At 52.6% G+C, this 12619-nt stretch carries 13 protein-coding genes; 9 read left to right on the top strand and 4 right to left on the bottom strand.

The window, feature by feature from the left end; all coding sequences use genetic code 11:
• Window positions 1-101 precede the first annotated feature (101 nt).
• From HY774_05360 to HY774_05350, 3 genes are all read right to left on the bottom strand, one after another.
• On the bottom strand, window positions 102-479 hold the full coding sequence (locus tag HY774_05360; protein ID MBI4747893.1) for a hypothetical protein: 378 nt from the start codon (window positions 477-479) through the stop codon (window positions 102-104).
• A gap of 265 nt (window positions 480-744) precedes the next feature.
• On the bottom strand, window positions 745-2145 hold the full coding sequence (locus HY774_05355; GenBank protein MBI4747892.1) for a hypothetical protein: 1401 nt from the start codon (window positions 2143-2145) through the stop codon (window positions 745-747).
• Window positions 2146-2153: 8 nt separating this feature from the next.
• Complete coding sequence (locus HY774_05350) at window positions 2154-2378, bottom strand: hypothetical protein (protein MBI4747891.1); 225 nt, start codon at window positions 2376-2378, stop codon at window positions 2154-2156.
• A gap of 266 nt (window positions 2379-2644) precedes the next feature.
• Between HY774_05350 and pruA the strand changes: the two genes are divergently transcribed.
• From pruA to HY774_05305, 9 genes are all read left to right on the top strand, one after another.
• Window positions 2645-4213, top strand: coding sequence for an L-glutamate gamma-semialdehyde dehydrogenase (pruA, locus tag HY774_05345; protein MBI4747890.1), 1569 nt, complete (start codon window positions 2645-2647; stop codon window positions 4211-4213).
• Between the two features lie 270 nt (window positions 4214-4483).
• Complete coding sequence (locus HY774_05340) at window positions 4484-6172, top strand: DUF885 domain-containing protein (GenBank protein MBI4747889.1); 1689 nt, start codon at window positions 4484-4486, stop codon at window positions 6170-6172.
• Window positions 6173-6204: 32 nt separating this feature from the next.
• Window positions 6205-6360, top strand: a complete 156-nt coding sequence (locus HY774_05335; protein MBI4747888.1) for a hypothetical protein — start codon at window positions 6205-6207, stop codon at window positions 6358-6360.
• Window positions 6357-7115, top strand: coding sequence for a hypothetical protein (locus HY774_05330; GenBank protein ID MBI4747887.1), 759 nt, complete (start codon window positions 6357-6359; stop codon window positions 7113-7115). The genes HY774_05335 and HY774_05330 overlap by 4 nt, the downstream gene beginning before the upstream one ends.
• 23 nt (window positions 7116-7138) lie before the next feature.
• On the top strand, window positions 7139-7885 hold the full coding sequence (locus HY774_05325; GenBank protein MBI4747886.1) for a hypothetical protein: 747 nt from the start codon (window positions 7139-7141) through the stop codon (window positions 7883-7885).
• A gap of 8 nt (window positions 7886-7893) precedes the next feature.
• Complete coding sequence (locus HY774_05320) at window positions 7894-8499, top strand: Uma2 family endonuclease (protein MBI4747885.1); 606 nt, start codon at window positions 7894-7896, stop codon at window positions 8497-8499.
• A 188-nt stretch (window positions 8500-8687) separates the two neighbouring features.
• Window positions 8688-10217, top strand: coding sequence for a TerD family protein (locus tag HY774_05315; protein ID MBI4747884.1), 1530 nt, complete (start codon window positions 8688-8690; stop codon window positions 10215-10217).
• A 68-nt stretch (window positions 10218-10285) separates the two neighbouring features.
• Window positions 10286-10804 (top strand): hypothetical protein, encoded by a 519-nt coding sequence (locus tag HY774_05310; protein ID MBI4747883.1) that lies wholly within the window; start codon window positions 10286-10288, stop codon window positions 10802-10804.
• Window positions 10805-10844: 40 nt separating this feature from the next.
• Window positions 10845-11156 (top strand): hypothetical protein, encoded by a 312-nt coding sequence (locus HY774_05305; GenBank protein MBI4747882.1) that lies wholly within the window; start codon window positions 10845-10847, stop codon window positions 11154-11156.
• Between the two features lie 262 nt (window positions 11157-11418).
• On the opposite strand, the gene HY774_05300 is transcribed toward HY774_05305, so the two are convergent.
• Entirely contained in the window at window positions 11419-12456 is a 1038-nt protein-coding gene (locus HY774_05300; protein MBI4747881.1) for a radical SAM protein, read from the bottom strand.
• Window positions 12457-12619: the final 163 nt, after the last annotated feature.

Genomic DNA, 12619 nt, shown 5'->3' with positions numbered 1-12619 from the left:
CAGCTCCTTGTCTCAAACAGGCTCACATTTCCTTATCCTGGCGCTTATGGCCCCAAGCCCTGAGCCCGAAGTCTTCAGCCCGACGTTTTCAGTCCCGGCTCTCACGCTTTTTTCGGTTTCAAGGCAGATTTCAAATCAGACTTGACCTGATCAAACTTCGCGATTTGATCCTGGGTCAGAACTGCTTTGATTTGTTCTTTGGTTTGTTTTTTCCGGGTTTTGTTCAGCTTTTTGAACGCTTCTTTATTTCCAGCCGCCGAAGCCCGGTCTTTTTCAGATTGCTCATAGCTTTTGGTCAGAATGTCTTTGATTTTGGTGGCCTGGTCGGGGGTAAGTGACAGTTTGGTCTTCATTGATTCAACCACTGTCAGGTTGGGGCCGCTGGTTTGAAAGGCGGCGGCGGCCAGTACTGGCGAAAAGCCTCCGACAAGTAGGACCATCAACATCATTCCGGTCATCAAAAATTTGGTCAAACGCATTGCAAAAAACTCCTCTATGTCAACGGCAGGGCCGTTTTTAGCTTTCAAATTTCAGGGTTATTCAACCCAATCAGTTATAAGAAAATGAAGAAATTCAAGGTTGGAAGAGAACCCCGCACTCTAGCATGGCTTGCCGATAGGGTGAAAGCTCTGTGATTTTGAACCATTTCTGACGGATATTGAGCGCGGGCCTGAATACAAAAAAGCTCTGTGAGATGGCTGAAATCTCACAGAGCACAACGAAGGAAAACGATTGGCACCTGGGTCATCGAATGATCAATACCCCGTCAGTGGTGGCTTCACCGCTGTTACCCGCTGTGTCCCGAGCGAGAACTCTCAACCGGCCTGTCTTGGTTTTTGCCAGATTGGTGGGGATTGACCAGGAAAACGATTGTGTGCTTCCTGTCAATCCAGAAGCCACAGGCGTGGTAAAGGTTGCCCCGTCCCCAGCGAAGGCCAGATCCTGAGATTCAACCCCAACATTGTCAGTTGAACGCCAGGTAATGGTCACGGTGGCATCTTTTTTGCGGATGACTTTCCCTTTTGAGGTGCGAGCCTCTGACACAACCGGGCTTTCTGTGTCACCGGTGGTGGCTCGCTGGAAAAACAGCAGGGCTTTATGATTTACATCGCTGAAGAATTTGTGATTGGCACGGCACACACTCAGTTCGTCTTCGATGCCATTGCGAAACGGAGTGAATTCACCCAAAAGCCGCTCCCAGTTTGAGGTTGCCGGCGATTCTTTCAGGAAACCCTGGTCATCGAGAAACCCGTTGTTTTTGAGCCGGTTATAAAACTCGGTTGAATCGGCTTCGCCCATGCCTTCGATCCGGGCAAAGCGGAGCGGAAAAACCGGAGACGGTGCATTGGTGTAGAGCTCTGCTGAAATATTTCTGCCGCTCAGGGCTCTAAAATTGGTAACTGCGTCGGTGTTTTTGACCACCTCGTCATTTTCAGCCAGACACCAGATGGTCGGAACCTGAGTTTGCTCAATCACAGAGTCGTACCCGGCGGCACAAAAAATAGCTGTGGCCCGAAATCCAAGCAGGGCAGAGACGAGCGGTGAAAATCCTCCGCCGTTTGACATTCCAACGGCAAATACCGGAGCCTCAGGGCGCATTTCACCACGTGCTTTGAACGTTTCTAAAATGGTCTGGACGTTTTCGACGTCGCCATTGTTGGTCCCACGGTTGCTCCATTGTTTATCCACCCGGTTCTGGCTTTCAGTCGCCACAATTGCAAACCCAGCCGCCACAGCATCGCGACAAAAGAGCAGATTTTCCGGGGCACCACGACCATCGGTCCAACTGGAGGCATTCCCGCCAGTTCCATGATAGAAGGTGATGACGCCACGATGGGGTTGGGGAAAATAAGAAAACACCCGGCTGTCGTTAATCCGCTCTTCGGTTGGTGTCCACTCAGCCGCTGGTTTGAAGCGGGCGATTAGCTCAACACTTCTGGCCGGCATCACCAGTGTCGTATGGGCTGCCAGCGGGTCGGCCAGCAGTTCGGAGTTTCCCTCCCACCGCTCAAACACCTGTCCAGGCAGGTGGACATTTGCCCAGATATGGACGGTTTGCCCAGGTGTCACCACTGGGTTGCCGCTGCCATTGACCACCGAAAGCTGAACGGTCTGCGCACGAGTTGATTTCACCGAAATCAGCATCCGTCCACTCAGAAACAACAGAAGACCGAGACAAACAACGTACCTCTGGCTTTGACAAACAGCGCGCAGCATTTTGAATATCCTTTTTCAATGGTTTGAGTCGAAATATCAGTAATTTCCCGCCAGTCCAAAAACTCGCGTCTGGCAGTTGGACTGATGCACAAGATGCCTTCATCCGTGATGGTCATGTGATATTCGCAGGCAAGGGGGGGCAGGTGGTGGAGCATGGTCATAATCCTTCTGAAAACCCAATTCAATGAGTCTGATTGAAAAAGTGTTTTCAGAAACGAACCAGGAAAGAGTCTGCACCTGAGACGTCTTGCCCAGTCAAAAAGTCGTGCAACTTTGGCTGGCGGCGCAAAAGACTGGCAAAAAAAATCGAAGCACGATATTAAACAAAGCCACTTTTCTTCATCGAGCACGGCGTCATTCAGACGCTGACGCATACTTTCCTTTTTTCATTGATGGAGTTGTTTTCAAACCCTTCGGAGACCTGTGTATGACCTTTACCATTGCATCCTTTCGGAACGAACCGTTTACCGATTTTTCGAAAGAAATTCATGCCAACGAAATGCAACGCGCGCTCGATAGCGTTGCTGGCCAGTTGGGTCGTGAATATCCATTGATCATTGGTGGTGAACGCTACACCACCGGCGATCTGCTCAAGTCAATCAACCCGGCCAAAACAGATGAACTAATCGGCAGCGTCCACCGGGCCACGCGTGAACTGGCCGACAAAGCGATTGAATCAGCCACGACCGCTTTTCAAAGCTGGCGGCGGGTGCCGGCGGCGGACCGGGCGCGATACCTGCTGGCGGCGGCAGCCAAAATGCGTCGCGAAAAAATGCTCTGGTCTTCCTGGCTGGTGTATGAAATCGGCAAAAGCTGGGCCGAAGCTGATGGCGATGTGGCTGAAGCCATTGATTTTATGGAGTTTTATGCCCGCGAAGCCGTGCGCTATGGCGAGCCGATTGGGGTGACGACTTCGCCGTTGCCCAATGAAGTCAACCAGGCATTTTATATTCCGCTTGGGGTTGGCGTGGTGATTCCACCGTGGAACTTCCCGCTGGCGATTATGGCTGGGATGACCACGGCGGCGATTGCGGCTGGAAACACTGTGGTGCTCAAACCATCCAGTGACACACCGGTGATTGCCGCAAAATTTGTGGAATTGCTCGAACAGGTTTCGCTCCCGGCTGGTGTTTTGAATTTCCTGCCGTGTAGTGGTGGTGCCGTTGGTGATTTTCTGGTGGAGCATCCAAAAACGCGCTTTATTGCTTTTACCGGTTCCATGGAAATTGGCTTGCGGATTAACGCACTGGCCGCAAAACGCTCTCCGGGTCAGCTCTGGATCAAGCGCGTCGTGGCCGAAATGGGCGGAAAAGACACGATTGTCGTGGATGAAACCGCCGACCTCGATGCTGCTGCCGAAGGGATTGTGGCGGCGGCGTTTGGGTTTTCTGGTCAGAAGTGTTCAGCCTGTTCACGGGCGGTGATTGTTGAAGACGTCTATGACGCTGTGCTTGAGCGCGTCGTGGAACGCACCCAGAAATTGACGGTTGGTCCGACCACGGATCCACGCAACTTCACTGGTCCGGTGGCGAGCAAGAGCGCCTACACTTCAATTCTTGAATACATCGAAATTGGAAAAGGCGAGGGCCGCGTGGTGGCTGGTGGTGGCAAACTCGAAGAAGCCGGCAACGGGTATTTCATCCAGCCGACCGTGATCGCGGATGTTGACCCTCAGGCACGCATTTCACAGGAAGAGATCTTTGGCCCGGTGCTCGCACTGATCAAAGCCAAAGATTTTGACAATGCGCTCGACATTGCCAACAACACCGAATTTGGTCTGACTGGGGCGCTTTATTCGCAACGTCGTGAACGGTTGGAACGTGCCCGGGTGGATTTCCACGTCGGCAACCTGTACCTGAACCGCAAATGCACCGGCGCGCTGGTTGATGTGCATCCGTTTGGCGGCTTCAATATGTCTGGCACCGATTCGAAAGCTGGTGGCCGTGATTATTTGTTGCTGTTCCTGCAGGCAAAATCAGTCGCTGAAAAATTCTAAAGTGACTGGTGCGTGGTGCTTAGGAATGAAAATTAAATAACTTCATCATTTTTTCACCACAGAGGACACAGAGGAACACAGAGGAAAATCAATCAACCGAACCCTCTGTGTTCCTCTGTGTTCCTCTGTGTCCTCTGTGGTGAGTTTTTGACTTCCGATAGAGTTTGTTTCAGTTGACCAAGTTATTTTGTGTCCATTCCTTAGGAACCATATCTTTCCAAGAACCAAGCACCAAGCACCAAAAACTAAGAACCAAGAACCAGAACCCCAATGAATGTTTTTGACCAGTTTGTCAGCCGTTTTCTGAATGAATACAACCGGTTTCATCCGGTCAATGCCACACTGCTCGGACATCATGACTTCAATACTGAACTGGATGACCTGTCAGCCAGCGCGATTGAGGTTCAGCGTGCCTGGTTGGAATCAGCGCGTCAGGATCTGGCCGCGATTTCGATTGAATCGCTGGACACTGGGCGCCAGGTGGATCACACCATTTTGTCCAACAAAATCTTTGCCCGACAACTTGACCTGGACGTGTTGCGGGTCTGGCGGCGTGACCCATGTTTTTATAATGATCTGGCGACGCGCTCGATTCACGGATTGATCACCCGTCCCTATGCCCCGCTTGATGAACGTGCCCACGCCTTTATTGCCCGGTTGCGCCAGATTCCGGTACTCCTGAATCTTGGCCGGCAGCATCTTGAAGCTGAACTGAGTGACCCGCCAGCCTTGCCGCTTCACACATCAGGTTTGCAGCCTCTGGTCGGTATTCCACATTCGTTTGTTGAAGCCGCATTAACCGAATTTGACGGTGGCCTGTGGTTTTTTGAGCACGATGTAACCCGAGTTCTGGACAATGTCTCGGATTCACAGTTGCGGCGTCAGGGGTATGATGCCAACGATCAGGTGGTGGACATCTATCGGGACATGCTTACCTGGCTTGAAACCAGCGTTCGGCCTCGAAGCTCAGGCAGTTTTGCGCTGGGGCATGATGTCTTTGCCGCCAAACTGCGGGCCGAAGAACACATCACCACACCGGTTGAGGAAATTGTAGCGGTTGCCACTGAAAAACTTCACCAGACCCAGGCGCGAATGCACGAGCTGGTGGCTCGAATCGGCTCTTGCGAAACGGTGTGGGAATGCGTCAAACACCTCTCTGAACGTGACCAGCCGACGGTTCACGATGTGCTCCCAGCCTATGCCCACGAACTCGGCGCGGCTCGACAGTTCATTCTGGATCAAAAGCTGGTTGATGTGCCGCCGGGTGAACTGCGGATGGAGGAAATGCCACCGTTTTTGCGTGACATCACCATTGCCGCCATTGAGCGCACCGGTCCCTTTGAAAAAGCTGAATTACCGAGTTTCTTTTTTGTGACGCTTCCGGATCCAAAAGCCTGTTCAAATGAGCAAGCTGAAATGTTACGCGCCCATAGCCGTATGATGCGCCAGACCACGATTGTCCACGAAGCCTATCCGGGACATTTCGTCCAGGGATTGCACTGGGCATTGACTCCGTCAGCCGTTCGCAAATCCTTTAGCAGTATGACGTTTGTCGAAGGCTGGGCCCATTACTGCGAGCAAATGATGGCGGAGCAGGGGTTTTGGGATGATGACCCGCAGTTGTTTCTTTTCCAGGAATTTGATGCCTTGTTACGGATTGGCCGGGTGATTGCGGCCACGCGGATGCACACCGAAGGCATGACCGTGGCCGAAGCTGAAGCCTTTTTACAAAAGGAAGTCTGGCAGGAACCGGTACTGGCTCGAATGGAAGCCCATCGCTATATGCGTGACCCGTTTGTTTTGGTTTACAGTTGGGGGAAATGGCAGTTTCAATCGTTGCTCGAAGAGTTTCGCCGTCAGCAGGGAAGTGACTTTTCACTTGGCGACTTCCACAATCAAGTCCTGGCCCACGGCGAACCACCCGTGGAACTCCTGCGTCGGCTGGTCCTTGAAGCTTGATGGCTGTTTGGCGGACAATGACAGTTAAATTCATGCCAGGTGAACATAACATCTTGCGATTGGTCTCCCGCCGTGAGACCAATCAGGCCGCCGAATTCTGGTCGTCACCCGCCCGTATTGGGTATGATTGGCGGGCGCGAGGCCGACGGCCCCGGCGCGATATTCCCGCCCCAGGAGAGCGATTATGAGCAGTCCCACCCGAACCCAGGTTTCCGAAATGTGTCCCGATTGCGGACGTGACGACTGTCCACAGTGTGCGTCGGTTCGGCGCGACGACGAGCTCCGCAAAGTGCGGGCCGCTGCTCGCAACCGGCAGTATTACGAAACCCACCGCGAGGCGATCCTGGCCCGCCGCAAGCACCACCGCGAGGCCAACCACGCCGAAGTCACAGCGCGCGAAAAGCAGTATTACGCGGCCCACAAGGAAGAAATCCTGGCCCGCGCCCGGCAGGCCTCCGAGGCTGACCGCGACCGTTGGCGGGCAGCGGCGCGGCGGTATGCCCAAACCCACGCGGCGACGAACCGGGAAGCGAACCGCGACCGCCGTCGCCGCTACCGCGCGGCGAACCGCGACCGCTGCCGGGCGGCGAGCCAGCTCTATCGCGAATCGCACCAGGTGGAGATTGCCGCCCGGCAGCGGGAGTATTACGAAACCCATCGTGAGACGATCCTGGCCCGCCGCAAGCACCACCGTGAGATCAACCGCGCCGAAGTTACGGCGCGCGAAAAGCAGTATTACGTAGCCCACAAGGAAGAAATCCAGGCCCGCGCCCGGCAGGGCTCCGAGGCTGACCGTGACCGCCGGCGGCTCTACAACCAGACCTACTATGCGACCCACAAGGACGCGATAGCCGAGCGCCGCCAACGCCAGCGAACCGAAGCCCGCACTCGACCGCCGGCAATTGAGGAAACCGGCAGCCGGAATGATGGCTCATCCGGGTGACCCATTCCTTTGAATCCAATGACTTGAAGAGGTTTTCACCAATGAGCGTCACGACCAGAAAACGGTGCCACCGAATTTGTCCCAATTGCCAGATCAAAGTTTGCACCCAATGCGAGCAGGCCAAACCACCCGCCGACTTTTACCCGGACAAGCGCGCCATCGACGGCCTCCAGGTGGAATGCAAGACCTGTCGCGCTGACCGACAACGGGAATATCTCGCCCGCCGTCGGATACCGAGAGGCGTCCCGAAGAAACCCAATCCGCCCAATTTTCAACCCCGCCGGTGTCCGGTCTGTGACTATAAAGTCTGCACTCACTGCCGTGAGGCGAAGCCGGTGTCGGAGTTCACGCGTGAGCCGACGAGCCTTGACGGCTTTGATTTTCGGTGTCGGGACTGTGCTCGGCAGCAAGCGGCAGAACTGGCACGCGATTGGCGCGCGACCAATCGTGACCAGCACCAGGAAACACGCCGGCGCTATGCCGCGACCCATAAAGAAGCTGAAGCCGCCCACAACAAACGATCCTACGAGGCACATCGGGAAGCTCGCCTCGCCTACCGAAAACGCTACCGCGAGACGCACAAGGAAGAAATCGCCGCTGCCCAAAAACGCTACCGCGAGACGCACAAGGAAGAAATCGCCGCCTATCACCGGCACTACTACCAGGAACACCAGGAACAAGCCATCGCTGCTCAAAAACGCTACCGCCAAATCCATAAGGAGCAGGTTGTCGCCACCGAGAAGCCCTCTGACGAGGCCCACAAGGAGTAAAACCCCCTATGTCATCAGCCAGAATTCCCCGAATCACACTCTACACACTTGAAGAATATTTTGCGATTGAACGGGTCGGCATGAGCCGCTATGAGTACTGGGACGGCGAAATTATCTGCATGAGTGGTGGAAGTTTTGCCCATAGCACAATTTCTGGAAATATATTCGGACTTCTTCGTGAGCATCTTCGTGGAAAACGATGCCGCCCGTTCACTGCTGATCAACCAATCAAAGTACCAGCGCTACCTCCCTATCGTTACGCGGATGCCAGCGTTGTCTGCGGAGACATCCAGGGCGAAAAAGTCAGTGGTTTTGATACCCTGGTCAATCCAACAATTTTAGTGGAAGTTCTCTCGCCAGACTCGGTTGATCGTGATTTAAACGTCAAAGGGAGGGCATATCAGGAAATTCCCAGTTTGCGGGAATATGTGGTGATTGCTCAGGAGTCACCAACCATCACGCTCTTTGCCCGCACAGATGATGGAAACTGGCAGACGTACATCATTTCCGGTCTTGAAAACAGTTTCGAGCTGGCTTCCATCGAAGGCCGCTTTGCACTGGCAGATGTCTTTGAAGGCGTTGAATTTTCACCGGTTGAATCTGCGATTTGCTGAGTTACAATGGCGATTGACAGTCAATATTTTCCAGGAACCAAGAGCCAGGAACTAACACCACATTGCAATAAACACCTGGTATTAGAAAAGAGTCAAGTGGTTTAATCAGACGAATTTAGTGAACTACTGACTACTGACTAAAAACTGGTATCAAAACCGATAGAATCTTTCAAAAAAGGGCGGTGAATATGAAAGAGTTTATCCGTGGGCAGAAATCAAAATTGTCGGACCTGACACCTGCTCAGACCATTGATGTTGAAATCCAGTTGACCTTTCCCGGTTCGAGGGTTGTTGACATCAGTTGTTTTGGCGTGGATGCCAGCAATCAGCTTTCAGACGACCGATATTTCATTTTCTATAACCAGAAACAGTCACCGGAAGGCGCGCTCATCCTGGTTGGAAACACTGGCAGCAATCGCGAACGGTTTACCGTGGATGTCTCGCGACTCCCCCAAACCATTCGAAAACTTGTGTTTACCGCTACGCTTGACGGCGATGGAACAATGGCTGAGTTGTCACAAGGCCAGTTTCAGATTGTTGTGCAGGGCCAGCCCATTGTGATGTTTCGGTTTGCCGGGTCAGATTTCGGTACCGAGAAGGCCATCATTGTTGCTGAAATTTATTTCAAGGACGTCTGGCGGTTTGGGACAGTCGGCCAGGGGTTTAGCGGTGGGCTGAGCGCGTTGCTCAAACATTTTGGAGGCAGCGAAACGCCGCACCCCTCACCACCACCACCACCGCCTCCGATTCAAGCGCCACCTCCGCCGATCAGTCCACCGCCGTATACTCCGCCAGCCCCGACCGCCCCATTTCAATCACCTGCGGCAACCACGCCACTTTCTTCACCGCCTTCGTATCCGCCGCCACCAGCCCCCGTGACGCAACCGTTAGCTCCACCGGCAGGGCCTCCGTCCTATCCACCACCGCCGGTGATGTCGCCGTATCCAGCACCACCGCCAGCGTATCCGCCACCAGCCTACCCACCACCACCAGCCTATCCACCGCCACCACCGGCCTATCCAGCCCCGCCGATGCCGCCGGCTTACCCACCACAACCACCACCGCCAATGATGGGAATTCCACCCATGGCGCCACCACCTCCGCCACCTCCGGCTGGTCCAACCAAAGTCACGTTGGAGAAAAAAGGCGACCGCAAAGCCGTGAGTTTAAAGAAAGAAGTCGGTGGGCGACCAATCCATATCAATCTCAACTGGGATAACCCCAATGCCAGCAAGGGATTTTTCGGATTTGGAAAAGCGGCGGCGGCACCGGATTTGGATCTTGGGTGTATGTTTGAACTGATCAATGGAGATAAAGGGGTGATTCAGCCGCTCGGAGGATACTTTGGGGCGCGCAATGAGCCACCATTTATTTTCCTGGATAAAGATGACCGCTCAGGGGCCGCGGCTGACGGGGAGAATCTCTACATTTACCGCCCGGATTTAATCAATCGAGTGATGATTTTTGGGCTTCTGTATGAAGGTGCGGATGATTTTCGATCCGTCAATGGTCGAGTGACGATCCGCGACCAGCACGGAAATGAAATTTTTATGTGGCTCAATAATCCGGAGCCAAATCAAATTCTGTGTGCTGCCTGTTTGATTCAGCGTACACCAAACGGGCTCGAAATCATTAAGGAAGAGCGGTACTTCCAGCGTGCCTCGCAGGCTGACCAGCATTACCAGTTTGGCTTCCAGTGGTCACGAGGATCAAAGTGAAGACTGGCGGCGGTTCGGTCAATGTATGAGCTACTCTGCCAATCTTCTTTTACCAGCGGAGGTGTCGTATGTTTTGCCCTGGTTGTGGAAAAGAGTCTTCGCCAAATCAAAAGTTTTGCCGGTCCTGTGGCCTCGGTTTGGATCAAATTGAACAGTTGGTGAATGATCAACTTGAACCTGACCTGAGAGAAAATATGCGGGCCCGGAAGGAAAAACTTGAGCGATGGGGCATGCTGGCCTTGAGTGTATTTGGCTGTGGAATCATTGGACTTATTTTGTATGGGATTGTTTACAAAATGATGTTCGAGCAGGGGAAGATCCTGGCCGGATTGGGAATGCTCGGGTTTCTTTTCATGATTGCCTGTGGACTTCTATCCGTGGTTCTGTTTGCCCAGGCCCAAGAAAGCGAAGAACGCTCACCTGAGCTCCAAAAATCACCTGAGCCGCTTCCTGCCAGAAATACGAATCCACGCTTAATGGAACCAAATGCTGAGGCACTGATCAATGTCATTGAACCCACCACTGACCTGCTGCCGATTGTCAATCAACCAGAACCCCGCCCGCTGAGGAAAAAAACGACCGGGTAGATGTGTTCTGACAAAGACAGTTTTTTCGCTGGTACCCAATATGCCTTTTTATGTTCGCCTGATTGTGTTTTGTGTTTTGCTAGGGTTGGCTTTTATCATTTTGCCAATTGAGTACCGCTACATTCGCAGTTATATCCTGATGCTTGGGTATCCACTCAAGATTCTGACTGGTCATTTGTTTGCGGTGCTTGGAATCCTGGCGGCACTGGGAATTTCCGCTTATTGGGTATTTGTCGGTTCAGGAGAAAAATCGAAAGAAGCCGCTGATTCACCAAAATCTATATCTCAAGGTGGAAATCGGATCAATCAGGCTACGACCACTGTGCCGCGTCGAAAAACTGAACACCAATGAGACAATTTACTTACCGTTCGCTCAAATTTGGGATGCTTCTGAACCTTCAACTTGACCTGCATCCCGGCACAGGATCCCTCCAAACAGCCGTGGGTGGCGCTGACGCTGACCCACGGCTGATGCAGGTATCCCCGTTGGGGATCAATCACCCTCATTTTTCAAAAACCATTCAAAATTTGAGCGAACAGCAAGAATTTAGGATTTGGGTTTCAGGATTCAGGGTTCAGAGAATCAAGCCACTCAAGGAAATAAACTGAGTGGACTACTGACGAATAACTGGTTTTACAAAGTCGCGAATATCCTCAAACGGCAATTCCGGGTTACTGAAATCCGGGCGGTAATAGGTTGAAGCGCTTTCAATTTCCTGTTGCCAGCCTTCGCGCATCCCGAGCCGTTCCATTGTATCAAGCACCCGCGCGTACTCGCCAAATCCAACCCGCCGATTGAGGAGCATATATCGTTCGCCAATTGAATCATCCCGTGGAACTTTGTTGGTCGGGTAATACTGCGCCATAACCGAGAGCGCAACATCAGGTGAAAGCGTGTCGTGAATCCACTGCAACGATTCACAAATTCCGCCGATATTGTTTGGTAAAACGAGCAACCGAATAATCAACCCGCGTTTGAGCAGGTTATCTTCCCCAAACTGAAGATCAGTTCCAACCTGACGGTGCATTTCCGCAATCGCTGCCCGGGCATGGGTGACATAGCCCTCAACTTTGGAAAATTCCTGGCCCATCTCTTCGTCGCTGTATTTCAAATCGGGCAAATACACATCCACAATTCCATCGAGCAAGCGCAGCACTTCCACCGAGTCATAGGCATTGGTGTTATAGACAATCGGCAGGTGCAATCCCTGTTCAACCGCAATCACCAGCGCGCGGACAATTTGCGGGACAAAGTGTGTTGGCGACACAAAATTGATGTTGTGGCAGCCATGAGCCTGCAACTTGAGCATCATGGCCGCCATTTCTTCGTGGGTGACTTCGTTTTTGCGTTCGATTTTCGGGTTCTGGCTGATTTGGAAGTTCTGGCAATAGACGCACCGGAGGTTACAGTTACCCAGAAAAATATTGCCGGCACCACGTGTGCCAATCAGGACTGGTTCTTCACCAAAGTGCGGTGTGTAGGTCGAGACAACCGGCAAGCGACCAGAAAAACATTTTGCGATCTGGTCTTCAAGGCGGTTAATAAAACAGTCGCGCGGACAGATGTTGCAGCTTTCGAGCATTGCCTCAAGCTGGTCAGCCCGGTCATGGAGTTCTCCGGTGCGAAAGAGTTTAAGATATGAAGCCGTCATAAGAATGAAGAATTGAGAATGAAGAATCTCGTGTTTTACCAATTGAGAAAGTGAGGTGACAAAAGAAGGCCCGATCAGGAAAAATGGGAAGATATGAAAAAAACAATACTCAAATTTCCAAATGATCAAGGCCGGGAAGCAGTATATCTGGCCGGAATGGCAG

The organism is Acidobacteriota bacterium (genome assembly GCA_016208495.1).
In the GTDB taxonomy this organism is placed as follows: Bacteria; Acidobacteriota; Blastocatellia; order Chloracidobacteriales; family Chloracidobacteriaceae; genus JACQXX01.
The sequence above is the reverse complement of the archived record's forward strand: the minus strand, read 5'-3'. Positions and strand labels throughout refer to the sequence as shown.

Excerpts from the sequence above, each read along its gene's own strand:
- HY774_05305 (MBI4747882.1), top strand. The coding sequence starts at position 10,845 with ATGCCTTTTTATGTTCGCCTGATTGTGTTTTGTGTTTTGCTAGGGTTG.
- HY774_05360 (MBI4747893.1), bottom strand. The coding sequence starts at position 479 with ATGCGTTTGACCAAATTTTTGATGACCGGAATGATGTTGATGGTCCTA.
- HY774_05300 (MBI4747881.1), bottom strand. The coding sequence starts at position 12,456 with ATGACGGCTTCATATCTTAAACTCTTTCGCACCGGAGAACTCCATGAC.
- HY774_05320 (MBI4747885.1), top strand. The coding sequence starts at position 7,894 with ATGTCATCAGCCAGAATTCCCCGAATCACACTCTACACACTTGAAGAA.
- HY774_05340 (MBI4747889.1), top strand. The coding sequence starts at position 4,484 with ATGAATGTTTTTGACCAGTTTGTCAGCCGTTTTCTGAATGAATACAAC.
- HY774_05330 (MBI4747887.1), top strand. The coding sequence starts at position 6,357 with ATGAGCAGTCCCACCCGAACCCAGGTTTCCGAAATGTGTCCCGATTGC.
- HY774_05350 (MBI4747891.1), bottom strand. The coding sequence starts at position 2,378 with ATGACCATGCTCCACCACCTGCCCCCCCTTGCCTGCGAATATCACATG.
- pruA (MBI4747890.1), top strand. The coding sequence starts at position 2,645 with ATGACCTTTACCATTGCATCCTTTCGGAACGAACCGTTTACCGATTTT.
- HY774_05310 (MBI4747883.1), top strand. The coding sequence starts at position 10,286 with ATGTTTTGCCCTGGTTGTGGAAAAGAGTCTTCGCCAAATCAAAAGTTT.
- HY774_05315 (MBI4747884.1), top strand. The coding sequence starts at position 8,688 with ATGAAAGAGTTTATCCGTGGGCAGAAATCAAAATTGTCGGACCTGACA.
- HY774_05335 (MBI4747888.1), top strand. The coding sequence starts at position 6,205 with ATGCCAGGTGAACATAACATCTTGCGATTGGTCTCCCGCCGTGAGACC.
- HY774_05355 (MBI4747892.1), bottom strand. The coding sequence starts at position 2,145 with ATGCTGATTTCGGTGAAATCAACTCGTGCGCAGACCGTTCAGCTTTCG.